The 25,591-nt window shown below is 64.2% G+C and carries 28 protein-coding genes; 14 read left to right on the top strand and 14 right to left on the bottom strand.

Annotated features, from left to right (window positions below; translation table 11 throughout):
- Positions 1–6: 6 nt before the first annotated feature.
- A complete protein-coding gene (locus OIU93_RS02095) occupies positions 7–1,209 on the bottom strand; it encodes a TIGR03364 family FAD-dependent oxidoreductase (protein WP_264268391.1) in 1,203 nt (400 codons plus the stop codon).
- Positions 1,210–1,375: 166 nt separating this feature from the next.
- Here OIU93_RS02095 and OIU93_RS02090 point away from each other — a divergent pair, with 166 nt between their 5' ends.
- The 3 genes from OIU93_RS02090 to OIU93_RS02080 all read left to right on the top strand — a co-directional run bounded on the left by OIU93_RS02090 (position 1,376) and on the right by OIU93_RS02080 (position 3,894).
- Positions 1,376–2,134 carry a GntR family transcriptional regulator gene (locus tag OIU93_RS02090; RefSeq protein WP_264268390.1) on the top strand — a complete coding sequence of 253 codons (759 nt, stop codon included), beginning with the start codon at positions 1,376–1,378 and terminating at the stop codon, positions 2,132–2,134.
- A 31-nt stretch (positions 2,135–2,165) separates the two neighbouring features.
- Positions 2,166–2,858 (top strand): phosphonatase-like hydrolase, encoded by a 693-nt coding sequence (locus OIU93_RS02085; RefSeq protein ID WP_264268389.1) that lies wholly within the window; start codon positions 2,166–2,168, stop codon positions 2,856–2,858.
- 319 nt (positions 2,859–3,177) lie between these two features.
- The gene (locus tag OIU93_RS02080) at positions 3,178–3,894 is read left to right on the top strand and encodes a transglycosylase family protein (RefSeq protein WP_310289303.1); all 717 of its coding nucleotides are present in this window, start codon (positions 3,178–3,180) and stop codon (positions 3,892–3,894) included.
- Between the two features lie 121 nt (positions 3,895–4,015).
- Here OIU93_RS02080 and OIU93_RS02075 read toward each other — a convergent pair whose 3' ends face one another.
- The 7 genes from OIU93_RS02075 to OIU93_RS02045 form a co-directional block, all read right to left on the bottom strand.
- The gene (locus OIU93_RS02075) at positions 4,016–5,365 is read right to left on the bottom strand and encodes a permease prefix domain 1-containing protein (protein WP_372342850.1); all 1,350 of its coding nucleotides are present in this window, start codon (positions 5,363–5,365) and stop codon (positions 4,016–4,018) included.
- Positions 5,365–5,727, bottom strand: coding sequence for a PadR family transcriptional regulator (locus OIU93_RS02070; RefSeq protein WP_264268387.1), 363 nt, complete (start codon positions 5,725–5,727; stop codon positions 5,365–5,367). The genes OIU93_RS02075 and OIU93_RS02070 overlap by 1 nt, the downstream gene beginning before the upstream one ends.
- 186 nt (positions 5,728–5,913) lie before the next feature.
- A complete protein-coding gene (locus OIU93_RS02065) occupies positions 5,914–6,387 on the bottom strand; it encodes an SRPBCC family protein (RefSeq protein WP_264268386.1) in 474 nt (157 codons plus the stop codon).
- 18 nt (positions 6,388–6,405) lie between these two features.
- Positions 6,406–6,744, bottom strand: a complete 339-nt coding sequence (locus OIU93_RS02060) for a helix-turn-helix transcriptional regulator (RefSeq protein ID WP_264268385.1) — start codon at positions 6,742–6,744, stop codon at positions 6,406–6,408.
- A 143-nt stretch (positions 6,745–6,887) separates the two neighbouring features.
- Positions 6,888–7,721 (bottom strand): PaaX family transcriptional regulator C-terminal domain-containing protein, encoded by an 834-nt coding sequence (locus tag OIU93_RS02055; protein ID WP_264268384.1) that lies wholly within the window; start codon positions 7,719–7,721, stop codon positions 6,888–6,890.
- 9 nt (positions 7,722–7,730) lie between these two features.
- Entirely contained in the window at positions 7,731–8,600 is an 870-nt protein-coding gene (gene kynA, locus OIU93_RS02050; protein ID WP_264268383.1) for a tryptophan 2,3-dioxygenase, read from the bottom strand.
- A 227-nt stretch (positions 8,601–8,827) separates the two neighbouring features.
- A complete protein-coding gene (locus OIU93_RS02045) occupies positions 8,828–9,253 on the bottom strand; it encodes a VOC family protein (protein WP_264268382.1) in 426 nt (141 codons plus the stop codon).
- Between the two features lie 277 nt (positions 9,254–9,530).
- Here OIU93_RS02045 and OIU93_RS02040 point away from each other — a divergent pair, with 277 nt between their 5' ends.
- Both OIU93_RS02040 and OIU93_RS02035 read left to right on the top strand, forming a co-directional pair.
- Complete coding sequence (locus OIU93_RS02040; protein WP_264268381.1) at positions 9,531–10,118, top strand: hypothetical protein; 588 nt, start codon at positions 9,531–9,533, stop codon at positions 10,116–10,118.
- 211 nt (positions 10,119–10,329) lie between these two features.
- The gene (locus OIU93_RS02035) at positions 10,330–11,235 is read left to right on the top strand and encodes an HNH endonuclease family protein (protein ID WP_264268380.1); all 906 of its coding nucleotides are present in this window, start codon (positions 10,330–10,332) and stop codon (positions 11,233–11,235) included.
- A 19-nt stretch (positions 11,236–11,254) separates the two neighbouring features.
- On the opposite strand, the gene OIU93_RS02030 is transcribed toward OIU93_RS02035, so the two are convergent.
- Positions 11,255–12,214, bottom strand: a complete 960-nt coding sequence (locus tag OIU93_RS02030) for a ribonuclease HI (protein WP_264268379.1) — start codon at positions 12,212–12,214, stop codon at positions 11,255–11,257.
- Positions 12,215–12,444: 230 nt separating this feature from the next.
- Here OIU93_RS02030 and OIU93_RS02025 point away from each other — a divergent pair, with 230 nt between their 5' ends.
- Positions 12,445–13,347 carry a PaaX family transcriptional regulator C-terminal domain-containing protein gene (locus tag OIU93_RS02025; protein WP_264268378.1) on the top strand — a complete coding sequence of 301 codons (903 nt, stop codon included), beginning with the start codon at positions 12,445–12,447 and terminating at the stop codon, positions 13,345–13,347.
- Here OIU93_RS02025 and OIU93_RS02020 read toward each other — a convergent pair.
- Together OIU93_RS02020 and OIU93_RS02015 are read right to left on the bottom strand one after the other, a co-directional pair.
- Positions 13,269–14,036 (bottom strand): S9 family peptidase, encoded by a 768-nt coding sequence (locus OIU93_RS02020; protein WP_264268377.1) that lies wholly within the window; start codon positions 14,034–14,036, stop codon positions 13,269–13,271. The two genes, OIU93_RS02025 and OIU93_RS02020, sit on opposite strands and share 79 nt — an antisense overlap.
- 72 nt (positions 14,037–14,108) lie before the next feature.
- On the bottom strand, positions 14,109–14,594 hold the full coding sequence (locus OIU93_RS02015; RefSeq protein ID WP_264268376.1) for a cupin domain-containing protein: 486 nt from the start codon (positions 14,592–14,594) through the stop codon (positions 14,109–14,111).
- Between the two features lie 216 nt (positions 14,595–14,810).
- On the opposite strand from OIU93_RS02015, the gene OIU93_RS02010 reads away from it, so the two are divergent.
- The gene (locus tag OIU93_RS02010; RefSeq protein ID WP_264268375.1) at positions 14,811–15,878 is read left to right on the top strand and encodes an MBL fold metallo-hydrolase; all 1,068 of its coding nucleotides are present in this window, start codon (positions 14,811–14,813) and stop codon (positions 15,876–15,878) included.
- Positions 15,875–17,332 (top strand): MFS transporter, encoded by a 1,458-nt coding sequence (locus OIU93_RS02005; protein ID WP_264268374.1) that lies wholly within the window; start codon positions 15,875–15,877, stop codon positions 17,330–17,332. The genes OIU93_RS02010 and OIU93_RS02005 overlap by 4 nt, the downstream gene beginning before the upstream one ends.
- A gap of 70 nt (positions 17,333–17,402) precedes the next feature.
- Here the strand turns inward: OIU93_RS02005 and OIU93_RS02000 are convergent, their stop codons facing one another.
- From OIU93_RS02000 to OIU93_RS01990, 3 genes are read right to left on the bottom strand one after another with little or no spacing between them, the layout of a single operon-like run.
- Complete coding sequence (locus OIU93_RS02000) at positions 17,403–18,548, bottom strand: NAD(P)/FAD-dependent oxidoreductase (RefSeq protein WP_264268373.1); 1,146 nt, start codon at positions 18,546–18,548, stop codon at positions 17,403–17,405.
- Positions 18,545–19,255 carry a methyltransferase domain-containing protein gene (locus OIU93_RS01995; RefSeq protein WP_264268372.1) on the bottom strand — a complete coding sequence of 237 codons (711 nt, stop codon included), beginning with the start codon at positions 19,253–19,255 and terminating at the stop codon, positions 18,545–18,547. The genes OIU93_RS02000 and OIU93_RS01995 overlap by 4 nt, the downstream gene beginning before the upstream one ends.
- An 11-nt stretch (positions 19,256–19,266) precedes the next feature.
- Positions 19,267–20,406 (bottom strand): type III polyketide synthase, encoded by a 1,140-nt coding sequence (locus OIU93_RS01990; protein WP_264268371.1) that lies wholly within the window; start codon positions 20,404–20,406, stop codon positions 19,267–19,269.
- A 191-nt stretch (positions 20,407–20,597) separates the two neighbouring features.
- On the opposite strand from OIU93_RS01990, the gene OIU93_RS01985 reads away from it, so the two are divergent.
- From OIU93_RS01985 to OIU93_RS01960, 6 genes are all read left to right on the top strand, one after another.
- On the top strand, positions 20,598–20,735 hold the full coding sequence (locus OIU93_RS01985; protein WP_264268370.1) for a hypothetical protein: 138 nt from the start codon (positions 20,598–20,600) through the stop codon (positions 20,733–20,735).
- Positions 20,736–20,975: 240 nt separating this feature from the next.
- On the top strand, positions 20,976–21,662 hold the full coding sequence (locus OIU93_RS01980; protein WP_264268369.1) for a fasciclin domain-containing protein: 687 nt from the start codon (positions 20,976–20,978) through the stop codon (positions 21,660–21,662).
- 181 nt (positions 21,663–21,843) lie between these two features.
- Entirely contained in the window at positions 21,844–22,425 is a 582-nt protein-coding gene (sigK, locus tag OIU93_RS01975; protein WP_264268368.1) for an ECF RNA polymerase sigma factor SigK, read from the top strand.
- Entirely contained in the window at positions 22,425–23,267 is an 843-nt protein-coding gene (locus OIU93_RS01970; RefSeq protein ID WP_264268367.1) for an anti-sigma factor, read from the top strand. Before sigK ends, OIU93_RS01970 begins: the two co-directional genes overlap by 1 nt.
- A gap of 122 nt (positions 23,268–23,389) precedes the next feature.
- Positions 23,390–24,949, top strand: a complete 1,560-nt coding sequence (locus tag OIU93_RS01965) for a molybdopterin-dependent oxidoreductase (RefSeq protein WP_264268366.1) — start codon at positions 23,390–23,392, stop codon at positions 24,947–24,949.
- Between the two features lie 446 nt (positions 24,950–25,395).
- Positions 25,396–25,569 (top strand): hypothetical protein, encoded by a 174-nt coding sequence (locus OIU93_RS01960; protein WP_264268365.1) that lies wholly within the window; start codon positions 25,396–25,398, stop codon positions 25,567–25,569.
- Positions 25,570–25,591: the final 22 nt, after the last annotated feature.

The following is a 25,591-nucleotide window of genomic DNA, read 5'->3' as shown; positions in this document are numbered from 1 at the left end:
GGTTCCTTAGCGAGTGAGGGCGGCGGTGGGCCGGGGGAGGGGACGTGCGGTGAGGTTTGCCTCGGCCAGGCCGAAGGAGATGGTCATGCCGATGCCGCTGGTCACGGAAACCAGGGTGATGGCCTCGCCGATGTCGCGGACCAGAACAGGGGAAACTTCGGAGGAGGCGTAGATGCCCTGCCAGCGTTCGGTGGTGGCGAACGACTCCACATCCAGCACCTTCGCCGCGGCCCGCAGCAGGATCCCGGACGTGGATTCATCGAGGAACGGATCCTGGGTCAGGTCATAGGAGTGCGAGTCCCCGAGCAGCAAGGTTCCGTCCGGACGCTGGGTGAACATCACGTTGGCGCCGATCCCCAGCAGGTCGGGGTGCGCCTCGGCGACCTCGACGCGCAGTGCGCTCGCCGAGGGCATGTGCGTGAACGCGTCGTAGCGCAGCATGGAGGTCGCGGTGAGCACGGCAGGGACGATGGTGGTGCTTTCCGGCGCGCCGGCGGCCGTCATCTGCAGCGCGCACCGCTCGATGCGGTGCTCGGCCGCGATTTGGGGGAACAGGTAGTCCACGTCGTGGCCGACACAGATGTACACCTGGTCGGCCTCGAAGTCGCCGCGGCTGGTGTTGACGCGGGCCCGGCGTTCGGAACCCTGCCCGAACCCCAGGGCAGCGGTGTTGAAGTGCACCGCTGCCCCTTCTTGTTCGTGGAGCCAGCCCGCCAGTGTGCCCACCGTGCTGCGCGGGTCAACCCGCAGGTCATCGGCGAGGAATGCGCCGCCGCGGATGCCGTCGGTGTTCTCGCGGCCGAGCTTGGCCCGGACTTCCTCGGCGCCCAGCACGCTCACCTGGCCCTCGGGGCGGGACTCGGAGAATTCGCGCAGCAGCTGGAGCTCGGTCTCGGTGGCGGCAACCACCAGGGCCCCGGCTTCGATGGCCCAGAACCCGGCCTTGGCCGAGAAATCGAGCCAGTGACTCCGGCCGGCCTGGGCAAGGTCGTAGAGGTCGCCGTGTTGGGCGGTGATGCAGGCATGGCCGAAGTTTCGCACCGATGCGCCCACCGCACGGTGGTCGCGTTCGATGACGGTGACGCTCAGGCCGGCTTGCTGGGCGAGCGCGGCATGGGCCAGGCCGATGATGCCTGCGCCGACCACCAGGACGTCGGTGCTTGCCACCGGTTCTGCGGTGGCCCCGGATTTCGTTTCGAAGATGTTCACGGCATTGATATTTGCCGGTCCCAAGTCCTGTTTTCAAGCCAGAACGGGACTTGTCCAGACAAGTTCACCAACGGTTCATCTGGCCACCAGCCCCTTCATGACCTGTTCATTTGTAGTTCACCAAGGTTCCCGGGATGCCGCCTGTTCCACTTGTATGATCAAGTACGTGCAGTCAACTTCCGAAGAACCCATCCACCAGCGTCTCAGCGATTTGTTCCGTGAACGGATCTCCTCCGGCGACTGGAAAGAAGGCAAGCCACTGCCCAGCGAGGCGGAGCTCTGTGCGCAGAACGGTGTTTCCCGTGGAACCGTCCGCCAGGCGCTGGCGAGCCTGCGTAGCGAGGGCCTGATCACCGGGGGTCGCGGTAAGCCCCCGGTGGTCGCCCACCCGGTGCCTTCCCAATCGTTTGCCACCTTCATGTCCTTTACCGAGTGGGCCCATTCACTGGGCCGGGAACCGGGACAGCGGACGCTGGAGATCGCACGGCGCCCGGCGGGAGAAGACCTTGCGGGAAAAATGCTCCTTCAACCGGGAGATCCTGTCATCCAGGTGTTGCGCCTGCGCTCGCTTGACGGGAATCCGACCATGGTGGAACGCAGCAACTTCGTCGCCGATGTCGGCAACGCACTCTTTGACTTCGACACCGACAGCGGCTCGATCTTCGGCTACCTGACATCCCGGGGCGTGGACCTGAGCAGGGGCCGGCATGTCATTGATGCCGTCGGTGCCGATGAGATGGATGCCTCCCTGCTGGGAGTGGCCGCCGGATCGCCGCTGTTGCGCGAGCATCGGCTGACCTACGCCGAGGACGGACGCATCCTTGAATGCTCGGATGACCGGTACCTTCCGCATCTTGCGAACTTCGTCATCGAAAACACCCGGGCGTCCAGGGCGGCTTTGGTGCGCGTCCCGCTGGTCGCCTGATAACTGATAGACCAACCAAAGGATGGAAACAATGATTGAACTTGTCGTCTTGGATATGGCCGGAACCACCGTTGATGAGCATGGGATCGTCTACCGCGCCCTGGAGGATTCGGTCACGGATACCGGAGCCAGCGTCGATGCCGCCGACCTGCAAACCTGGATGGGCGCCGACAAGACCGAGGCCATTGCCGCATTGATGGAACTCGGGGGTGTCACGGCTGACCCCGGGCTGGTTGCCCGGCAGTTCGACCACTTCCGCGCCCTTTTGGCGGAGCGCTACGCGGCCAACCCGCCGGTAGCCCTTCCCGGCGTGGAGGAAGCCCTGTGCGAGCTCAAGGGCCGGGGGATCAAGGTTGGCCTGACCACTGGGTTCTCGCGGGATGTCGCGGGCCCGATCCTCGAAACCCTGGGCTGGGGGATTGGCGAAGGCCAGATGCTCGATGCCGTGGTCACCAGCGACGAAGTCGCCGCGGGCAGGCCCGCGCCGTACATGATCCACCGGGTCATGGAAGTCACCGGCGTGCACGATGTGCGCCGCGTCGTGGCCGGCGGTGACACGGTAGTCGACCTCCTGGCGGCATGCAACGCCGGGGTGCACGGGCTGGGCGTCCTCACCGGGGCGCTTGGCCGTGAAGAACTCGAGCAGCATCCCCACAGCTGGGTTTTGGAAGGCATCAGGGCACTTCCCAGTGTTCTCGAGTCTTCACTAGTCAGCCCCAAATAATATCGTTTTGGTAACAGCGCCCCGGAGTCCATCTCGGTCTCCGGGGCGTTTTGTCGCGTGTGATTAACTTTTTTTGGCGCTCTGACTAGGTCGAATGGCTCCCTGAAGGACTCACGGCTTGACGTGGCCCCGGGGTGGTGCCGTACCGTCGTTGAGTAACGTTTCTATAACATCAGGTTACGGAAGACGTCTCAACTACCGCCGGATATCTGTGCGTTGTCCATTGCGGCGGTAGCCACTCGAATCGTCGATTGCGACGCCGGACAACGCCGCCATGATGGTCCTGGACGACCTATGCGGAGGATGGCACTGGAGAAACATGATCCAGCAGAATTCCAAGAGCAAAAACATTCGCCGCGGCGCAGCTTCTGTTGCCGCACTCGCTTTGGCCGGGGGAGCCATGGCAATGTCGGTGGCACCTGCCTCGGCAGCCAGCACCAGCACCTGGGACGCACTGGCACAGTGCGAGTCCGGCGGAGACTGGTCCATCAACACCGGCAATGGCTACAAGGGCGGGCTGCAGTTCTCCAGCTCGACCTGGAGCGCCTTTGGCGGCAGTGGAAGCGCGAACAACGCTTCGAAGTCCGAGCAGATCCGCGTTGCCGAACGCGTCAAGGCCAGCCAGGGTTGGGGCGCATGGCCCGCATGCTCGGCCAAGCTTGGACTTTCCGGCGGAAAGGGCTCGGTAGCCAAGACCTACGAGTCTGCTCCGAAGAAGGAAACCGTGAAGAAGTCGAGCGAGTCGAGCTACAAGACCTCTTCCACCAAGTCCTACAAGACCAAGTCGGTTCCCGCCAAGAGCTACGCCTCCAGCGGCAAGCGCGCAGCTGCCCCGGTGGCCAAGGCACCGGCAATCAGCGTCAACGTCAAGGACTCGGGCGAGAACTACACCGTCAAGGCCGGGGACACCATGTTCAAGATCGCCCAGTCCCAGGGCCTGAGCAGCTGGCAGGACCTGCACGCCCTGAACCAGGACGTCGCGCCCAGCGCCGACCTCATTTTTGTTGGACAGTCGCTGGACTTGCCAACCAAGTAAACCGGTCCCTCGCGAGAGCGGACGAACGGCCAGGAGAGCTGTTCCGCAGTCAACCCCCAAGTGGCTGCGGAGCAGTTCTTTTGCGTTTCCGCCTGAAAGTCCCAGGTTCCGGTGCGCGGACTCAGGTGAAGGCGAACACCGGCGGAAATACCAGTACCACCACAGCTGCCCACGCACCGTAAACCGGCAGATAGCGGGTCTGCCAGCGCTCGAGCGCCGCGAACGGACGCCTGCCGCGCAGGAATCCGGCGGACAGCCAAGCGGCCCGCACCAGGTGCACCAGCAGAAGCAGGTTCAGGCCGAGCGCGGCGACCTTGTTGGGGCTGAAGCCGAACTCAGCGATCCTGGCCAGCATCGCAGTCAGCATCACTGCATCCACGGCCAGGGCCACCGCGACGAGGATCAGCTGCAGCGCATCGAAGAACCCCGGCGGGGCCAGCGGGTCGCGGGCGGACAACGCGTAGAGCAAGAGGCACAGCACCAGCACCAGGATCGCGTCCATGAGGATGAGCAGGCCGCGGTCGACGTCGACCAGTCTGCCGGCGGTCGTGAGTACGATGAGCATGGCCAGCAGCATCGCAATCGTCAGGGGCGTGAAGACGCGCGTCAGGACAGGTGCGATGTTCTCGATGACGTCCTGCTTGGCCTCAACCAGCCAGGCGGCTACCACCAAGGCCCCCGGAACGGCGAACGGCAGGATCCAGCTTTCCAGTACCGGTTCCAGGTCAAGGCCCACCAGCTGGAGCACGGCGAAGGTAAGCCCAATGAGCACGCCGCCGCCGAGCGCCAACAGGATGAAGTAGATGGCAAGTTCGCCGGTGAACCTCACGAAGTCCATGCGCCTGCCATCGGACTGCCACCGCCCGCCGACGTAGGCTACCCCCGCCAGCAGCCACAGGATCACCGGGACATGCAGCGCCGCGAGTAGCCACGTGGAACCGTCCGAATCGAACGGGTACATGTTGAGCGCGAGCACCAGTATGGCGAAGGGGATGGCCAGTGCGATCGCCGTGCGCACCGAAATCCGCCGCTTCCACGCAAAGTATGCGACCACGAACGGGATGACCAGCAGCCCGAGGTTGCGCAGCAGGGCGGCGTCTTCGCCCAGCCAGGTGAGTCCCGCCTTCAGCGCCAGGCCGGCCCCCACCGCGAGGGACAGGACCACGGCAAGCTCACGCCGGGGCGGGGCTCCGGCGACTGCGGGTTCCTCCGGAAGAAGGACGAGCTGTTTCCACAGCCGCTCCGAATGTTCGCGCGCGAATTCGCGAGAGACCGCATCGAGGTTTCCCATGCGCTTGATCGCCACCAGGAAGGCCTCGTCGTCGTCGAGTCCTCCCGCACGCCTTTCGCCGATCTGTTCGCGTAGGTGGTCTTCGAGCTCATCGAGGTCGGCGGGGGAGATGGCCCGGCGGCGGGCTACGTAGCCGCGCCACACCTGAATCTGGGCTTCAAGCCCTGCATGCTCCTCCATTACGCCCATCCCGTTTCCGCGGCTGGCGGGCGCTGCGCCGAATGCCACACTTGTCGCAGCGCCTCGGCGACGACGGTCCATTGCCCTTGCCGTTCGGCCAAGGCAGCACGACCGGTCTCGGTGATGGCGTAGTGCTTGCGACGGCGCCCTGCCTCCGAAACGCCCCAGGACGAACGCAGGTAGCCAAGCCGCTCCAAACGGTGCAGCAGCGGATAGAGCATTCCGTCTGTCCACTGCATGTCCCCGCCGGAAAGCTCGCTCACGCGCTTGATGATGGCGTAGCCGTGCATTTCGTCTCCCTCCAGGATCCCCAGCACGAGCGGGGTCGCCGATGCGGCGACCAGGTCCTTGTCGATGCGCACGATGTCTCCTTACATAGATCTACTATGTATTAGACATCCGGTGTCCCGTGAAGGCAAGAAAGACGCCTGGCCACGACCGTTTTCATCGGACCCGGCGAAGGTCCCATCCTGGGAAACGGGGGTCCACTGGACGGCAGTGCGGCTCGGGAAATCAGGTGATGCGTCCCAAGCCGCGGTGCCCCGTCACTACCTGGTGGACAGCAGGGTGTCCAGTCGCTCGTACCCCTCTGTGATGCCGCCTTCCATGCCTGAGGCGGCCATGCCGTCGCGAGCCTCAACGGTGGGATAGACGGAGTGCCCGACAAGCCGGCAGCGGTCGCCCTCCAATGCTTCGAAACGCATGTAGTCCATGGCGACGACGTCGGGCTGGCCGTCGTATTCAAAGGTCTGGATGGCGAACTCGTTTTCGCGGACGGTGTGGAACACCCCGTTGAATCCGTAGGTCCCGGATTCGTTGGAGTGGGTGTACTTGTAGGATCCCCCGGTGCGGAAGTCGTAGGTCTCGATTTCCATTTTCAGCCCGTAGGGTCCGAGCCATTGGGCAACGAGGGCGGGGTCGCGGTGCGCCTCGAAGACCGCCGCGACGGGAAAGTCGAATTCCCGGGTGAAATCAATGAAGGGTGTGCCTTCGGGGATGCTGAGGTTTAGTGGGTTGGTCATGATGGGACTTTCGTGTTTTTATCCGTGGCGTGCGGATTGGCCTTTGAGCACGGCGTCCAAGCGGTTGTACTTCTGGTCGGCCAGTAGCCGATATTTGTCGATCCAGCCGGTCAGCTCCGTGAGCAGTGCAGGATTCAAGTGGACCGGGCGGCGTTGCGCCTCGCGTGTGCGAGTCACCAGATGCGCCTGCTCGAGGACTTGAATGTGCTTCGAGATGCCTTGGATGGACATCTTGAACGGTTCGGCGAGTTCGTTGACAGTGGCGGGACCGGTGGACAGCCTGGCGATGATTTGCCTGCGCGTGGGGTCTGCGAGGGCCAGGAATGCCCTGTTGAGATCTTGCTCGTCGAAGGACACGTATTCAACTCTTTTCTTGATCAACCTTTCGGTTGATTACAACGATGCTCCGGTGTTTTCCGATAGTCAAGAGCTGGGGAGTGCTGACCATGGAATTTAATTGGTCGGCCGGATGCCGCCGTTCCGTCTCCGTGCCCCCGCCCCTACGCGAGGGCAGTCAACGCGTCGACGTGGGAGCGTGCCGCGGAGGAGTGGCTGGCCTGGATGCACAGGAAGACTTCGGCGCTTTGGTGGCCTGGCCAGTCCCCGGGCAGGTAGTTTTCCGGCAACCCGGGATCCAGATACGGAATGGTCCGCCATGAATCAATGGCCCTCACGTAGAGGGCGAAGCTCTCGGCGGCGCTTGCCTGTCCAGCGCCGGCCACGGCCTTGTTCTGGTCAAGAAAGCCGTGGTGCAGTGCCGAAAGCGCATCCAGGTCCCACCATGCAACAGCCGACGCCTGGGCGGTCCCGGTGAACTCCAGGAGATTGGAGACGATGACCGTCGCGTGGTCCTCCAGGCCCAGGACGCGCAAGATCTCCCAGACCTCGGCGCGCAGGTAGTCGGGAAAGATCCACAGTCCCGGCGCCATGAGGCCGCCGCCGATACCCTGCAGGTACTTGCGCAGTTGGTGGCGGCGCTCGCGTTCGGCCTCCGGGATGGAGTAGGAGAGCAGGCACCAGGGATCCGCCGGATCCATGGCGCGCGGTTCGAAGATGCGCCTGTCTCCCCGGGCAAGGATGCGTTCACCGGTGGGAGTGAGTTGGAGCCCCTGGACGTCTGCCCGGGCTTGCTGTTCGAGGATCCCCTTCTTCTTCAGGCGGGAGATCGCCGTCCGCGTCACCTGGGGCGTGGTGCCCAGCGCGTCCATCAGCGCGATCAGGTGCGCCGAGGAAATCCAGCCGCCCAGTTCGCGCAGGTACAGGCCCACGATGGTGCGGACCAGGGAAGTGGTGCTGCCCGTGCGGGCATCCAGGTCGTCGAGCTCGGTCAGCATGGTCGGGCGCTACTTGCCGATCTCGGTGCGGACGGCGAACAGCTCCGGGAAGAATGTCAGATCCAGTGCACGCTTGAGAAAATCCACGCCGGAAGACCCGCCGGTACCCTTCTTGAAGCCGATGGTGCGTTGGACGACGCGCATGTGGCGGAAGCGCCAGGCCTGGAAATTGTCCTCCAGGTCAACGAGGTCCTCACAGGCCTGGTAGAGGCTCCAGGTGGTGTCGTCGGATTCGTAGATGTCCTTGTAGATGGGAACCAGTGCCTCTTGGAAGACCCACGGCTGGGAGACATCGCGTTCCAGGATCGCCTCGGGGACGGCATAGCCCGAACGGGCCAGGGCGCGGAGGAAGGAATCGTAGACGGTTGGTTCGTGCAGGAGCTTGGATAGCAGCTGGTGGGCATCGGGGTCGGATTCAAAGACCTTGAGCATGCCTTCGTGCTTATTGCCCAGGATGAACTCGACGGCACGATATTGGTAGGACTGAAAACCGGAGGACGAGCCGAGTGAGCCGCGGAACTGTGCGTACTCGCGCGGGGTGAGTGTGGCCAGAACTGCCCATTGTTCGGTCAGCGTCTTCTGGATGTGCTTGACGCGGGCGAGGCATTTCAGCGACTTGCCGATTTCGTCGCTGTCCATCAGGCGACGTGACTCAACCAGCTCGTGCAGCATCAGCTTGAGCCACAGCTCGCTGGTCTGGTGCTGGATGATGAACAGCATCTCATCGTGGTGCTCAGGGACACTGACGGGGTGCTGTGCCGAGAGCAGGCGCCCCAGGTCCAAGTAGCTTCCGTACGACATGGTGTTGCTGAAGTCGGTACGGACGGTGTCTTCGATTTCGCGTGCACCCTCGGGCGTCTGTGCGTGTGGGCAGGCCATGGAAAGAAGCATATCAGTTCGTCGACGTGCGTCAAGATAGTGAAATGATGATTAGTCTGAACTGCGGTGTCCTTTGCCCTCAACCGGACGGCGTGAAGGAACGCCAAGAGGAACCTCACGCCCTGCAAGGTGGATTGCCGGGGCTGTGCGGAGCGAAACGGGCCGGAATCTCCATGGCTACGTTCTTAGTGTGAGCTGGTCAAGGATGCCGCCTTGAGCCGCCACGGTCACTGGATGCAGAACTCGTTGCCTTCCGGGTCGGCCATCACAATGTGCCAGTCGTTGTTTCCTTCGAACACGCCGGTGACCGTTGCGCCGGCTTTGACGCAGCGATCAGCGTGGGCTTGGGCTCCCGCGCGCCCTTCCTCTGGTGTCGCGGCCCCCTCGCTGACATTGATGTCCAAGTGCACCCGGTTTTTTGCCGTCTTTCCTTCGGGCACCGGCTGGAAGTACAGCCGAGGTCCCTTGCCTTCGGGGTCGGTGACCGCGCCGCGCCATTGGGATTCCGGGATTCCTTGGTCCACGGCGAAATCCGCCCAGCTCGAGAATCCTTCGGGAGGCTCCTGCAGGCTGTAGTTGAGGGCCGTCGCCCAAAAATGCGTCATCGTTTCGAGGTCACGGCAATCAAAAGTTACTTGGAATTGATACGACACGGGGCTGCCTTCCAGTTCGGCTGCGACTCACTATGCCACGCCAGGATTGGTTCGTCTGCAGCCTTGTTCCCTGACTCTGATCGAACCGCAGCCAGGAACGCCTTCCCGGGTCCAATCCCGCAAAGATGAAACGACCTGCCCGTGTCCATCGTTGTGAACGGGTGCGACCGAGACATCGGCTATGTCGGGGGCCCTGTGCTCAGCCCGCCAATTGGTGGCCAACCGCGTGAGATTCCGTGGGTTGTGTCCTGGTCTATGGTTTGATGGGGAGTTGAACATGCATGATGTGGATGGCCAGGGGCGCCATTCGGACAATGGGGGACACATGAAAGCATTTGCTCGTACACTCACCGCCTTGGCTGCTGCTGCTTCGATCGCGTTTTCCGGGGCTGCGGTGGCAGCAGCCGCGCCTGTGACACCGGCCCAGACGGTCGCTGTCGTTGCCGCCAAGAAGGCGCCGGCAATCACGATCAACACGATCGCCAATAAGACGGTCAAGGGGTCGAACAAGGCCACCATCAAGCCGTCGGTCAAGGCAGCCCGAGGCGTGAAGGTCACTTCGAAGACCTTGACGGTGAAGCAGGGCAAAAAGACCGTTGCCAAGAACAAGGCGTCGGTCGCGCTGAAGGCCGGAACCTATAAGGTGACGACAAAGGTGAACTACAAGGTCGGCACGAAGAAGCTCTCGACGTCCAAGACACAAACCCTGGTCATCAAGAAGGCGTGGTCGACGGCCGCGCCCAAAAAGGTCTCACCGGGTGCCTTCTGCGCCAAGGCCGACAAGGGCAAGACGGGTATCGGCAAGAAGAACGGCAAGATCTACACTTGCAAGACCGGTTCCGACCCCCGCCTGCGCTGGCGCTAGACAGGTATGCAACATCCTGACCGCCCATCGCGATTCAGGCCCGAAATGGCTCAGGGTCATGGATGTGACGTGAGTGGCCCGCAGGCAAACTGTGGGCCACGGGTGTTTATATGTACCTTCGGCGTTGTGCGTTGTTGATTCATCCTGAAAGAGCGTTTTGAAGCACCTGATAAGCATTATTGTCTCCATCCTGATCCTGACCGGTGCCTTGGTGGCGAATTTCGGCACCCTTGTTGGCAATGATCAAGCCACTGATGTCACCACCTTGGGGACCAGCAACACCTCGGCGTCTGTCGACGGCGCGAAGGTCACTCCCGGTGCCAAACTTGATGGCCCACCCGCGGTGTCGGTGCTGAACACCTTGCCGGTCAAGGGCAAGGCGCCGGCAACCGGCTACGACCGGAACCAGATGTTCGGCAATGGCTGGAAGGACTTCAACGGGAACAAATGCGACGAGCGCCAGGACACGCTCAAGCGCGACTTGTCGTCTGTAAAGTTCAAGGACGCGAAGAAATGCCAACTCGCCTCCGGCACGTTGGCTGACGTGTACACCGGGACCACCATTAAGTGGAAGGTGAACAGCGGGTCCGTTGACATCGACCACGTGGTGGCGTTGAAGAACGCATGGGTGTCAGGCGGTGTACAGCTGTCCCAGGACCAACGCCAGGGTCTCGCCAACGATCCGTTGAACCTCATGGCCTCGCAAGCATCGGCCAATCGTTCCAAGGGCGATGCCAATGCCGCAGAGTGGTTGCCGGCCAACAAGTCTTTCCGCTGTCGGTACGTGGCAACGCAGATCAGCGTCAAGAAGAAGTACATGCTGTCTGTGACCGCGTCCGAAAAGAACGCCATGGAGCGCGTGCTCTCAACCTGCCCGAAGCAACAGGCCGCCGCGGCGACCCCGCTCAAACCGCTTGCCAAGGCGCCAACCGTCGCGCCTGGGACCAGTGCGGCACCAGCGAAGAAGCCCTCGACCACGGCGCCCAATCCCAAGCAGGTATCACCCGGGGCATACTGTGCACAGGACGACGAAGGCACTAGGGGACTTGGCAAGAATACCGGGAAGAGCTATACCTGCAAGAGCAGCGATTCCGACACCCGCCTGCGCTGGCGCTAAACAATCGGGTGAGGCCCGGCTATTGGACCTGGAAGAACCTCCCGGTGCGCAAGGGCATCACCTTGCCAAGGTCGACCCCTTCATCGGCGATCTGCAACAGCAGGCGTTGCCGCTCAACGGAGGAAATGTTCGCCGCAGAACATCGCCTGGCCACCAGCGCCAATCTGTCGGCAAGTTCGTTCATGGGATCACCCGAATGCGCCTTGACCCAGTCATAGCTGACCTTGGAACGCGAGAGCAGCTCATGGATTTTGTGCACGATCGTCCTCGCCTCAGTGGACTTCGCGCGGGCGTGGCTTTGGGGATTGTGGAGCAGGTCAATGGCCATGAGCGAATCCGAACGGATGCGAAAGCGAACCGATCCGGCGAACAAGTCGTCACGGTACCTGCTGGCATCCAGCAGGGCGTAATGGATGGAATTGAGTTCGCCCTGCAGGATTTCCTTACCCGTGGCGGCGAAGGCGTTGATCATGGGTGGCGTGCCGCGGCCGTAATCCAGGATCCAGCCATGGCCCATCAACGGGCTGTGCCAACTGCGTGAGGCGTCGGTGGTGATCGTCAACTCGGAGTAGTAGTCCTCGATGCGTTCCTGAAGCAGGGCCGTGGCCGCCTTCGCTCCGGCCAGTGGACGGAACTGCTCCGAAACCATGAACCCCAGCTGCGCCAATGCCTCGGGAAGTCGAATATGTCCGTTCAGCAACGCGTTGTCACAATACACGGGTTCGGACGCATTGCGGCGCACCGCGCGAATGGCCTTGTCGAGATGCGTTACCAATACGCCGAGCCGCTGCCCTGATTCATGGACGGGCAAGACTCCGCACCGTTGCCCGACAACCTGGAACGCGGTGGTGCGAACCACTGCCCAAAAAAGGATCTGGTTGTGGTGCCGGACCTCAACGGTGACCCCTGAGCGCTCGGTGACCGACTGGACCGCGGGAATGAACCGCGCGGATGGAGGCGTGGGGCGTGGTGCCTGCATGGTCTCCTCCTCGATTCGGCGCTGGGCTGGTTTCGCGTGCGAATACCCGATTCCCCAAAGCTACCTAAAATACCTGTCCGTGGGGATAGGGAACCGGTGATCGTCCCGAAAGCCGCCTGTCGGGACGGTGAAATCCCTTGGCCGTCCCCGCGTGGCCGGGCGCTGTCCCGCGGTGTGTCTAGGATGGGTATGGCAACGAGGTACTTTACGAGAAGCGGGTTCGCACCGGCATGGAAACACGGCAGTCGAAGCTGCAGCACCAGCAGCTGATCGTCACTCTCTATGGGCTCTATGGCCGATCGACGGGGGGCACCTTTCCGGTGGCTGTGTTGGTCGACATGCTCGGCGCCCTGGGTATCGAGCCGCCCGCTGTGCGCTCGACGGTATCCCGGCTCAAGCGCAACGGCGTGCTCGTGAGCCGCCGGGACGGCAACACGGCCAGCTACCGCCTCTCAGCGGACGTTCTCGATGCCTTCGACGAGGGCGACCAGCGGATTTACGCCCCGGAACGCTCGCACCCCAACGACCCTTGGTCGTTGGTCATCTTTTCCGTGCCGGAAGCCGAACGCAACCGCCGCTATGAGCTGCGGACCGAACTGAACAGCCTCGGCTTCGGCGCGGTGGGCGCGGGAGTTGCCATCGCACCAAGCAACGTCCTGCCGCAGGCAATGCGGCGGCTGAAGGACCGGGGACTTGACCAATACGTCGAATACTTCAGCGCAGACTACCTGAGCCAGCAGGACATCAAGGCGAAGGTGCCCCAATGGTGGGACCTGCAGGAGCTGGACGAGCAGTACCGCGATTTCCTTGGGCTTTACGGAGCGGCCAAGGAGGAATGGTCTGCGCGGCTCGAAGCCGGCACCGGCGGCGATCCCGCCGCCGGCTTGGCCAGGGAGGCCTTTGCCTTCTACGTGCCCTTGCTAACGCTGTGGCGGCGCTTCCCCTACCGGGACCCCAACCTGCCCTTGGAATTCCTTCCCGAGGGTTGGAAGGCGCCCGCTGCCAAACACACGTTCTGGGCCATCGATGCGCTGCTGGCCCCTATCGCGAAGTCCTACGCATATTCGCTCTTGGCCGCTCGGGGCGTGGGGCCCGATGCCTCGGCCATCCAGGACAGCGCCCCGGCCCAGTGAACGGCCAGCGGGTCAATGGCTTCGAGGTGGCCCAGGGTCCTGAATTCGCGTAGCTCCACCGGGGAACCCTGTGACCCCGCGGCGGCCATGAACGCGTTCGAATGTACGATCGGCACGCGGTCGTCATTTGCCCCATGCAGGATCACCGTTGGCGTGGTGCCAAGCGGCTGGTGCACCGGCGAGGCGGAGCGGTAGATCTCGGGGGCCTGGTCCGGGGTGGCCCCGAAATATTCGGCCGCCGCGTTGTCTCCCAGGTTCTCCAAATAGGTCCGTTCCGCATCGGTGACCGGTGCCAGGGCCACAACCCCATCCGCGAGTCGGGCCGTGAGCAGCGCCAGTTGCCCGCCCACCGAATGGCCGACCGTGAGCAACGGGCCGCCGATGCCCTCGGCCTGCTTCAACACGGCGATGCGTTCCAGCGCTTCCGTGGTGTCCTCCAGCGGGGCCGGCCACCGGCCGGTGGCGCCGCGGCGGTATTCCACGTTGGCCGTGATCCAGCCTTCGGCCCGCAGCGAAGCGGCCAGTGGGTCCATCAGCGAGGCGAAGAGATGTGAGCGCCAATAACCCCCGTGGATGAGGACTGCGATGCCGAGTGGCCGGGTTCCGGGCTCGGGCCGTGAAAGCACAAGGTGCTGGGCCTCGTCGGGGCCGTAGGACAGGATCCCGGATAGCGGGGGCGTGCTGGTCATGTCATGTACTCCTTGGCGCAAACGATGGGAGGGCAGTGCGGGTTCCGCACTGCCCTCGACTGTAGCGGACGCCTAGGCGCCCGGAACGGCTCCCGGCGGCAGGAAGTTGACGTCGCGCAGGGCCGAGAGGCGGACGACTTCCTCGGGATCGGTGAGATTGTGCAGCTCGTCGAAGAGGGTGGAGAGCTGGCCCGCCGGGCTGACCCAGAAGAGGGACTTGCCGGGGGTTTCGTGCTTGTTGTAATAGGCATGCGGCAGCCCCATGGGCATGCGCACGGTGTCGCCCGGGCCCGCGGTGGTCCACTCGCCGTCGAGGTAGAGCGTGTACACGCCCTCCATGATGTAGATGTGCTCGTCCTGCGTGGGGTGCACGTGCGGGGGAACGCCGGTGCCGGCCGGGTCAAGGGACAGCCAGGCGAAGGACGAAGAGCTTTCCACCTTGGATAGATAGGTGTGCCCCAGCACGTTCCAGGTCTTGTTGCCCATGGCCTCGCTGGCGAGGGTGATGCCCTTGGGCAGATCGCCGAGAACGATTTCCTGGCCCTGTTGGATTTCCATTGCAGCTCCTTGTCGCATGTTTCCTTGGTCGACCCAGCATGGCAGAAAACCATGGCCATATGCAATAGGTATTGCGATCGCCAGTTCTAGTGCATATGATGTGGATCACGCTTGGGGGCGTGCACCGCTGCAAGGTCAAATTGCCGCGGCGTACTAGAACCAACCACAGACCGGGCCAAGAACCGACAGCCCTTCCCAACGAAGCGAGGCGCCAGCGTGAGTACAAAAAATTTCAGCGGCATGAGTGTGCACACCTTGGGGACGGGAGGTGGACCGATCGTCTCAAGTTCCCGGGCCGGCACCAGCACCGCGGTCCGGGTCGACGATGCCACCTACGTCTTCGACTGCGGCATGGGCAGCATCCGCAACTACCGCTCGCATTGCGAATGGGGCCAGTTGCGCGGCATCTTCCTCACCCACCACCACTCCGACCACATCTACGACCTGGGTTCCTTCCTGGTCACCGGCTGGCAGGTGCCGGGGGAGTCCTTCGCGGCACCCATCGAGGTCTTCGGCCCCGGAAAGCCAGCCCGCATCCCGGCCCTCGATGAAGAGCATGCGCGGGACATCGACGCCCGCGTGGGCAATCGCGAAATGACCTCAACCACGCAGATCGTTGACGCATTGCTCGACACTGTCTTCGCTTCGGACATCGCCATCCGCATGGCCGACGAGGGCCGCGGAGAGCCGCACGAATGGGTGCGCGGACACGACATCGAGATCCCCGCGGCCGCGGGCGCCGACCCGGTGGCCAACCGGCACCCGGTGATGGAACCGTTCGAGGTATACCGCGACGAGCTGGTGGTCATCTCCGCGATCCTGGTCGACCACCGCCTGTGCTTCCCGGCCTTCGGCTTCCGCATCGACTCGCGCCACGCCTCGGTGGTCATCTCCGGGGACACCGCCTACTCGGAAAACTGCATCAGGCTCGCCCGCGGCGCGGACCTGCTGCTGCACGAGGTCATCGACCTGCCCTCCATCCTGGCGACCTTCCCCGACGGTCCCACCCGCGAGGGGATCGAGGTCCACCTGCGCGAATCGCACACCCCCTTCGCCGAGGTCGGCAAGGTCGCCGCCGCGGCCGGTGTCAAGACCCTGGTGCTCCACCACATCGTGCCCAACACCCCGGGCACCGCCGACCTGGTGGCCATGGGCGAGGCGGTCCGCCGGGACTTCGCCGGCACCGTGCACATTGCCGAAGACAACGACGTCTTCTTCCCCCGGGATCCCGGAACCAATAGTGTTGAAACCGCAGGACTGGAAATCATCGGAGCAGGCGCATGAGCACCTCGGAGCACGTCCAGCCGCACACCCTTCGTGCGGCCGTCAAATACGGGAAAATGAATCGCCGGGCATGGATTGTCACGTCCTTGCTGGTCGTCTTCCAAATCATCAACTTCGCCGACAAGGCGGTGCTGGGCCTCGTCGCCGACTCGGCCATCAAGGAACTGGGCCTCACCGCGGGCCAGTTCGGACTCATCGGCAGCGCATTCTTCTTCCTCTTCGCCATCGCAGCGGTGGCCGTGGGCTTCCTGGCCGGCAAGGTCTCCACCCGCTGGATCCTGCTGACCATGGGCATCAGCTGGGCCGTGCTGCAGTTCCCGATGCTGTTCGGGGGCGGCGCGGCGGTCCTCCTGGTCACCCGCATCCTGCTCGGCGGGGCCGAGGGCCCGGCAACCCCCATTTCCCTGCAGCACGTCCACGGCTGGTTCCCGGCCAAGGAGCGCGGCTTCCCCTCCAGCATCATTGCCATTGGCTCCACGCTCGGACCCATCATCGCGGCCCCCATCCTGGCCGGCATCATCGCGCACCCGGCACTCGGCTGGCGTTGGGCCTTCGGGTTCCTGGGCATAGTGGGCCTGCTCTGGAGCGTCGTCTGGTTCCTCGTGGGGCGGGACGGACCCTACAGCCACATCACCGGGAAGAAGGCCGCCACCGAGGCGGAACCGGCGAAGGTCCCGGAGGCCGCGGTGCCCCGGGAGCAGCCGGCCGTCGCAAAGCCGGGCGCAAGCATCACCGAACGTGCCGACCTCCTCAAGCTGGTGCCCATCCGCCGGGTGCTGGGCTCGAGAATGTTCATTGCTGCCGTCCTGGCCGGCGCCGGCTGCTTCTGGGCCCAGGGCTTCCTGACCACATGGTCGCCGAAGTACCTCGGCTCGGTGGTTGCCCTCTCGCCCGAGATGATCGGGCTGGTCTCGACCTTCCCGTGGGTCATCGGGGCCCTGGCGCTGCTGGTGCTGGGATACACCTCGCGGTACCTGATGCGCCGCGGCGTCACGGTGCGCTGGGCCATGGGCGCCCTGTTCGGCGCTTCGCTGCTGGTCTCGGGCATCTGCTTCACCGTGCTGCCGCACCTGCACGGCTACGCAGCGGTGACGGCGCTGACTCTTGGCGCCGGATTGGCGATGATCTACCCGCTGGCCCCCACCGCCATCGCGTTCTGTGTCGCCTCCAAGCAGCGCGCGGCCATCATGGCCACGCTGACCGGGCTGGCCTCGGTCGGCGGCGTCATTGCCCCGGCCATGGTCGGATCGCTCATGGACCGCGCCGGATACATTCCGGGCCCCAAGGGCGTGCGCGACAGCGCGGAAATGGCCTCGTTGCTGGCCCAGGGCATGAACTCGTCATTCTCCATGATCGGGATCTACCTGGTCGTCGTGGGTGTCATCTGCGTCCTGCTGCTGAACCCGGACCGCACCGCCGAACGCCTGCAGACCCGGTTCGCCTTCAACGGATAACCGCAAAGGCACCAAGCAACCGCGGGGCGTGGGGGGAAGAATCGTTCTTCCCCCCACGCCCCGCGCGTTTTCAGCAGCCCTTGCCGGTCATGGTGAACGTGGCGGCAACGGCGGCCGAAAACCGCTCCGACTCGAAGAGCACATGGGCCAGCGCATCGCGCGACCCCACGGCGGGGCCCCACAGCGGGCGCCCCAGCGCCATGTTCACGTGCGCCTGCCGCCCGGCCCCCCGGGCAGCGGCCAGACGCCGGCGGGAAAAGCCCGCGAGTTGCTCCTCGAGCCGGTCCCGGGGCTGCTCCCCGCCCAGCGCCGCCCCCAGGATGGGGGCCAGTGTTGCGGCATCGAGCAGGCCCAGCGTCATGCCCTGGCCCCCGATGGGGCTGACTTCGTGGGCAGCATCCCCGATCAGGACCAGGTCCCCGTGGTTCATGGATCCCACCGCGAAATTCGCGGTCCCGAATTCGCTGAGCATGGAGTTTTCGCCGGCCTCCACCCGGTGCCCGGTCCGCCGCGCAATGAGTTCGGGCAGCGAGGGCGATCGCTCATCCCGGAGCCGGGAAACCCAGCGCCTCCGGTTCCCCGGGAGGGGGAACGACTCGGTGATCCCGTGCTCGTGCAGGAACAGGGCCGCCACCGGGCCGAAGTCGGTGCCGTCCGGGTAGTCGCCCATGAGGTAGCGATCGGGCAGGTCCCTGCCGCGGAACGGGACCAGCGCCGCCCGCCGCACGGCCGACCGCGTGCCGTCGGCGCCGATGAGGAAGCGGCATTCGAATCGGGTGGGTCCGCCGGCGGCCGCGGCCTCAACAACGTGGAACCCCGGGTGCGCGGTGTACGAGGTGAATTCGTGCCCGGCCAGCAGCGCCGAGGGATCCAGCTCCCGCAGACGGTCGCGCAACAGCCCGACCGTCCGGTTTTGCGGCAACGACAACACGAACCGGTGACCGGCCGGGATGGAGCCGAACCCCAGTTCCGCCACGACCCGTCCGCGGGAGATGCCGACCCCGCGGGTGATCCGCACCCCGGCCTCCACGGCAGCCGGTCCCACCCCGAGCCCATCCAGGACCGCGAGTCCCGGCGGATGGATCCCGATGGCCCGCGAGTGTTCCCCGACCCCGGTCCGGGACTCGAGCACGCGCACGCTGTGTCCGCCCTGGCGCAGCAGGATCGCCAGCGCCATCCCGCTGGGGCCGGCCCCGACTATCAGGACGTCGATCATCGGCCGGCCGGTGGTTCCCCGTGCCAGATGGCCAGGTTCCGGTACATCCCGGCGGCGTGCGCGTGCCATCCGCGCGGCAGCACCCGGGCGAGTTCGTCGCGGGTGAAACTGCGCCGGATGGAGGTGAGGCCGTCGCGCCGAATGAACGAGGTGCCGGCCAGGGGCAGGGTGGCCAGCCCGAAAAGCAGCAGGGCGCTGCGCCGGCGCCGGATGTCGCTGTGGATCGCCAGCGAGCGGGCAAGCACCTGGCTGTCGGCAAGGACGCCTGACAGCGCCGGCGGATCCAGGTGGTGCAGGACGTGGTTGGAGATGACCACGTCGAACACCAGTCCCTCAGCCACCAGTTCCGCGCTGGCCGCCCGCCGGAATTCGAGCTCCTCGGGGCCGAAGCCGGCAGCGGCAGCCGCCCGGGAGGCAAAATCGTGGGCGCGCGGGTCCGGGTCGATGCCCGTCACCTTGAGGCTCAGCCCGTCGGCCCGTGCCCAGCGCAGGAGCGCCAGTGCAATGTCGCCGCCGCCGCAGCCGATGTCCAGGATGGTGGCGGTGCGGTTGCGCGGAAGCGCCGGTCGAACGAGCCCCAGGTACACGCTCCGCCACCCTGAGACGCATCGGTTCACCAGCGGGAACTGCGCGTAGGTCCGCTCCAGCATCAGCGGATCGGCATCAGGGCTGTCCATTTCCTCGAATGCGGCAATGTCCCGTTGCATGTCCGGGGCGCCTAGCCCTGCCTCCCCGAAACCAGGGTCATCAGGGACGTCTCGACGGTGAGACCGGGGCCAAAGGCCATGGAGCACACGCGCTCGCCGGATGACGATGCCCGGGAAATGTTCTCGTCCATGATGTCCTTGAGCACGAACAGCACCGTGGAACTGGACATGTTCCCGTAGTCGTTGAGGATCCGCCGCGCCGGCACCAATTGGTCGTCGCCCAACTGCAGGCGCTTCTGCACGCGGTCAAGGATGGCGCGTCCACCGGGGTGGATGCCCCAGTGCGGGATGTCGGCATAGGCATCGCCCAGCGTCGGGTCCCGGGCCAGCAGCGGTTCCAAGGCGCCAACGATGTGGTCGTCGATGATGTGCGGGACGTAGGTTCCCAAGACCATTTCAAAGCCCTCGTCCCCGATGTTCCAGGCCATGGCCTCCTCGCCTACCGGGGTCAGCACCGTCTCGAAGTGGTCCAACCGCAGGCCGGACCCGGAGTGCTGGCGGGCGGTGACGATGGCGGCGGCGGCCCCGTCGGCAAAGAGCGCGGAGCCCATGATGGTGTCGGGGTCGTTCGAGCTGCGCACGTGGATGGAACACAGCTCTGCGCAGACCACCAGGACCACGGCGTTGGGGTCGGCCTCGCAAAAGCTCTTGGCGGCGCGCAGGGCCGGGAAGGCGGCGTAGCATCCCATGAATCCCAGGTGGTATCGCTGGGTTGCCGGGCTCAGGCCCAGTGCCCTGACCAATTGGTAGTCGGGCCCGGGGTTGTAGAAGCCGGTGCAGGAGACCGTGATGACGTGGGTGATGTCGCCGGGTGCAAGATCGGGGCAGGCATCCAGGGCCTTTTGTGCAGATTCGATGTAGAGTCCGGGCGCCGTGGCGGCAAAGACCTCGTTGCGTTCCTTGGTGCTGGGTCGCAGCAGCAGCCCCGACTCCGCGTCGAAGAAGAGGGGGTTCTCGGCCACCGTCTCGGTGGTGAATTCGGTGACCGCAGTATGGCGGGTCGAAATCTGGGCGGAGTCAAAGGACGTATTGATCAGGCGCTGGCCCAATCGGGTCAGGCCGGGTTGGGCGGCAAAAACGTCCCGTACCTTGTCCTGGTACAGGATGGTTGGCGGAACTGCTGTTTGGATGGTTCTCATCATCACCGGCATGAAACCGAGCCTATGGCCCGATGCCGTTGGGGTAAAGGGGCACGTCGCGGCAGAGGTGTCGCCCGGGGAAGGCCAGGGAAAACGGGACCCCCAAAAAGTGCTGGCATCCTTGCGCGCTCAGGAGTATCGTCTGTGTGTGGGGAGACCAGTCGCGGTCGTAAGTGATCCCGCCCCAGGGTGAGAGGTAATTGATGCCAGACAAATCACCACATAGACATGAACACAAGAAGCCTGCCGGCAAGTCGATCAAGGCGCGACGCGCGGAGAAGCGCTCGAAGAACGCACCTGCGACAGAGACCGAGCAGGTCACCCACATCAAGAAACACTGAGCAACTTGATGATTGGAGATAGTTTTACCGGAAGCGGAGAAGAACAGACATCTTCTCCGCTTCTTCCATGTCCACCTGTAGATGGGAGCCCGCTGCGGGTAGTGGCGCGGGGGGAAAAAACTTTTTTGACATGATTCCAATCCGTTTGCCGTACGGCACCGAATGCTCCATGACAGCCCGAACCAACAGTGGTCGGGAAGGCGCGGAGACCAAGGGTCGACGCCAAGCAAGGAGCATGACATGAAGCGCATGAACAGCAAGTTTGCCTCAGCACTCGGACTGATTGCAGTTGCCACCGTTGGCCTGACCGCTTGCTCGGCGGGCACCGGCGGCGAAACCGCTGCACCTGCCTCTTCGGCCGCCCCGTCCAGTTCGTCGGCGGCACCGAGCAGCTCGGCAATGGCCAGCGAAGCGGCGATGGACCCGGCAGCAAACCTCGTGGGCTCGGGTTGCGCGGCATATGCCGAGGCAGTGCCCAGCGGAGAAGGCTCGGTTGCCGGCATGGCCAAGGACCCGGTCGCAGTGGCCGCCTCCAACAACCCGCTGCTCAAGACCCTTACCGCAGCGGTGTCAGGCAAGCTCAACCCCAAGGTCGATTTGGTTGACACCCTCAACGGTGCCGAGTTCACTGTCTTCGCCCCGGTAGACGAGGCCTTCGCAGCCATCCCGGAAAAGGACCTCAACGCAGCCGTCGCGGACGCAGACACCCTGAGCAGCATCCTGACCTACCACGTGATCCCCGGCCAGATCGCACCGAGCGACATCCCCGGCAGCCACACGACTGTCCAGGGCGGGGACCTGGAGGTCACCGGCAGCGGTGACGAGCTCATGGTCAACGGCGCCGCGGTGGTTTGCGGCGGCGTCCAGACCGCCAACGCAACCGTCTATCTCGTCGACACCGTGCTGATGCCCCCGGCCAAGAAGTAGCCGAGGCACGGCAGGGCAACCCACCAGGGGGTTGGTGTCTGATGGTCCCTTCCATCACTCACCGGCCCCCTGCGGTCGATAGGCGTCGACCGGTGGTTCCGGCAGGCCGAAAAAATATTTTTCGGCCGCCGCACCAGAAAGGATGAAGGACGGGTTTGGAATGCATGAGACGCTTTATCGCATGAGTTCACATCTACCAGGTGGCACGGAACAGACTTGGGCCCCAACCACCGAAGAACTGATGCTCCGGATTGCGGCAGGCAATGAGAGCGCTTTTGAAGAACTCTATGACCGTCTCTCGCCCCAGGTCTTCGGTCTGGTCCGACGCATCCTGAAGGACCAGGCTCAAAGCGAGGAAGTCACGCAAGAGGTATTTGTCGAAGCCTGGCAGCAGGCCTCACGCTACGACTCGGCCCGTGGAAAGGCGATCACCTGGCTGCTGACCCTGGCGCACCGCCGGGCCGTCGACCGGGTCCGGGCCAGCCAAGCGAGCAAGGACCGCGACCTGCGCCAAGGCATCAAGGAATTCCAGGCGAGCTACGATGACGTTGAAGAAACGGCCATCCAGCACGATGAAAGCCGACGAGTCATCCAGGCCCTGGAACGGCTCAGCGAGACGCAGCGCGATGCCATTCAACTGGCCTATTTTGGGGGCTACACGCACATCGAGGTGGCCGAATTGCTCAAGATCCCGGTGGGAACCGCGAAAACACGAATACGCGACGGAATGAACAAACTTCGAGACCTGATGGGAGTGGCGTAATGGACAAGCACAAGAACGAGCTGACCGGCAGCTTCGCCCTGAACGCATTGGGCGACGATGAACGCGACGAGCTGATCCGTCATGCAGAATCCTCCCCGGAGGTCCGTGACGAATTGGATGCACTGCAGGAAACGGCGGCACTTCTTGGCCAGTTGGCCGAACCCGTCGCGCCCCCGGCCAGGCTCAAGGCCAATGTCATGTCCGCCATCCGGAACACCCCGCAATTGCCGCCGGTCGACGCCGAGCGAGAAATTCCTGGCCACGGAGCCCCGGAAGCTTCGGGTCCCGCCGCAGAGGCAGCAGGGAAGGACCGCGCATCGGAGCGGTCGCCGGAGCCGGCCCCGCAGCGCACGCCCGCAGCTGCCAAGAGCAACCAACGGATGTTCGCCTTGGCGGCCGGAGTGCTGCTGGTGGCATCCGGCGTGCTCAGCGGCGTGGTGGTCAACCAAAATGCGGAGCAGCAAAAGCTGGAGGAACAGCTGGCTGCTCTCAGCACGCAGCAAAACGAACTGACCCGCATCCTGACCGCCGCCGATGTCCAGTCCAAGAGCCAGCAACTGGACGACGGTGCCACGGTTACCTTGGCCTACTCGGCCTCCGAGGGCAAGATGGCGGTGACCACCGCCGGATTGCCCGCCCTGCCCAGCGACAAGGGGTACGAACTGTGGCTCATCTCCGGCACCGGTGCGGTACCTGCCGGAATGGTCGACGGTACCAAGGCCGATGGCATGGTCATGGTTTCCGGGGCGATGGAGGGCGTGACACACTTCGGCATCACCGTGGAACCGGCTTCCGGCTCCCCGGCGCCAACGACCGAACCGATCCTCGTCCAGGAACTCTAGGCGCCTGAAAGATTACGCGGCCGCCTTCCAATCCGCCGGTGGTACCGTTCCGAATACGTAGTGGTTAGTTGTTCCCCGCAGTCGCGGGGAGGAAGCATCACAACGTACGGGTGGGTGAACTCATGAACAAGTTAACAGCAACGAGGCTGCGGGACCTGGGCGCCTTCGGGCTCGCGGGCTTCGCGTCGGCTGCCGTGCTTTTTTCCGTGGCTCAATTTGTGTCGGCCTTCTTCGCCACATCATCGGCACCCCTGGTGGCGATGGGATCGGTGTTCATCGACCTGACACCGCCATGGCTCAAGGATTTTGCCATTGCCACGTTCGGCACCAATGACAAACTGGCACTTTTCATCTCCATGGGGGTGATTGCCGCCATCGCCGCGGTATTGGTCGGAATGATCGCCAGGCGCAGCTTTGCCCTGGCGGCCGGTTGCATCGTGGTCCTCGCCGTGGCAATCGGCGGAGCCGTGCTTTCAAGGCCGGCCACCGGACTCGTGGACCTGACTCCCATCATCTTGGGTGCGGTCGCGGGCCTGGCCACCCTGCGGTGGCTCTCGGCGCTCGCCGGGAAGGCCCGGCCTTCGACACCCGAAGAGGTGCCGGCACCCGGGGCCTCGCGCAGGAACTTCCTGCTGGGCACTGCACTTTCCCTGGTTGGCGCGGCAATCGCCACGGGCGTCGGAAAATCCCTGGCCACCGCACGCAACGTAGCCGATTCCGCCCGTTCGGCCCTCGGGCTACCCGCGGCCAAGGTGCTGGCACAGGCGCCACCGGCCAACGCGCAGGTCGAATTGTCAGGCATGCCGAAGTTCATCACGCCGAACAAGGACTTCTATCGGATCGACACCGCTCTTACCGTGCCGCGCATCAACCCGACTGAATGGTCGCTGCGGGTCCACGGCATGGTGGAAAAGGAATTCACCATGAGCTTCGAGGAGCTTCTGGCCGAGGACCTCGTGGAAAGCTATCTGACGCTGACCTGCGTATCGAACCCGGTCGGCGGCCAGCTGGTGGGCAACGCCAAGTGGCTGGGGTATCCGTTGCGCCGGCTCCTGGAGCGTGCGGTGCCCAAGGACGGCGCGGACATGGTCCTCTCGACATCGATCGACGGGTTCAGTGCCTCCACGCCGCTCGAGGTTCTCACCGACGACCGCATGGCCCTGCTGGCCATCGGCATGAACGGCGAGCCCTTGCCGCTGGAGCACGGATTCCCGGTCCGCATGGTGGTGCCCGGTCTCTACGGCTACGTCTCCGCCACGAAATGGATTGTCGACCTGGAAGTCACTCGCTTCGAAGACAAGGTCGCATACTGGACCACGCGAGGCTGGTCGGATCACGGTCCCATCAAGCTTTCCTCCCGGGTGGATGTGCCGAGGTCCTTCGCAAGCGTTCCGGCGGGAACGGTTGTCATGGGAGGAACCGCCTGGGCGCAGACCAAGGGAATCTCGAAGGTACAAGTGCAGATCGATGATGGCGACTGGATGGACACGGAATTGGGCGCCGAGGCTTCCGTGGACACCTGGCGGCAATGGCGCTACGAATGGGACGGGGGTTCATCGGGAAACCACACGGTCAGCGTTAGGGCCTTCGACGGGCAAGGGGAAATGCAAACCAGCGAAAAGGCCGACCCGGTCCCTGACGGCGCCAGTGGCTGGCAGCGGGTCCAGTTCTCGGTTGAATAGCCCCGCGGTCGCCTGGTCTGGTGTGCACGGAGCCGTCCAAACCTTGGCCGGTTCGGGTCGGCTCCCGATACCACTTGAAAGGCTGGAAATCCATAGATACCCGGCGTATTCTCGAAGTAAGTCGGTTTGCTGGAACCAGCCGAACCGATGGGCAATGGGATGCGGGTGAACGCATGGATACGGCAAGGAATCGGTGCCGGCGGCGGAAACGCCGTAGGTGATATCTGGCATAGGCCAGACGGCTCTGTTCACGGTGCATGACACCGTCGCCTTCGCCTTCGCCTTCGCATCGCGATCAGCGGAAACAGCCGACGTGCACGACGTTGTCGATGAACCCCAAACTTCCGTTGGGGGTATCGTGCCGACATTGACCGGTGGTCCGCTCGGCTACCGCATACTCCAAGAGAACCATCCATGTTCCAGTTTCGAGGACTGAGGAGCACACGATGAACGAGGAAACCAACGCCACGCCGGCGCAAGAATCCGACGGAAAAGTCACCGGATCATCCACGACCAAGGGCGCCGCGAAACGATCCGCGGACGAACTGCCCGATGGCTCGGGCAACGACGCGCAGAGGCCGATGTCGCCAGAGGACAGGGAACGCTACGACGCAGGCTAGCCACAGGCGACCAAGCCAAGAA

The sequence above is a fragment of the Paeniglutamicibacter sp. ZC-3 genome (assembly GCF_025847175.2).
Classification (GTDB): Bacteria; Actinomycetota; Actinomycetes; order Actinomycetales; family Micrococcaceae; genus Paeniglutamicibacter; species Paeniglutamicibacter sulfureus.
The sequence above is the reverse complement of the archived record's forward strand: the minus strand, read 5'-3'. Positions and strand labels throughout refer to the sequence as shown.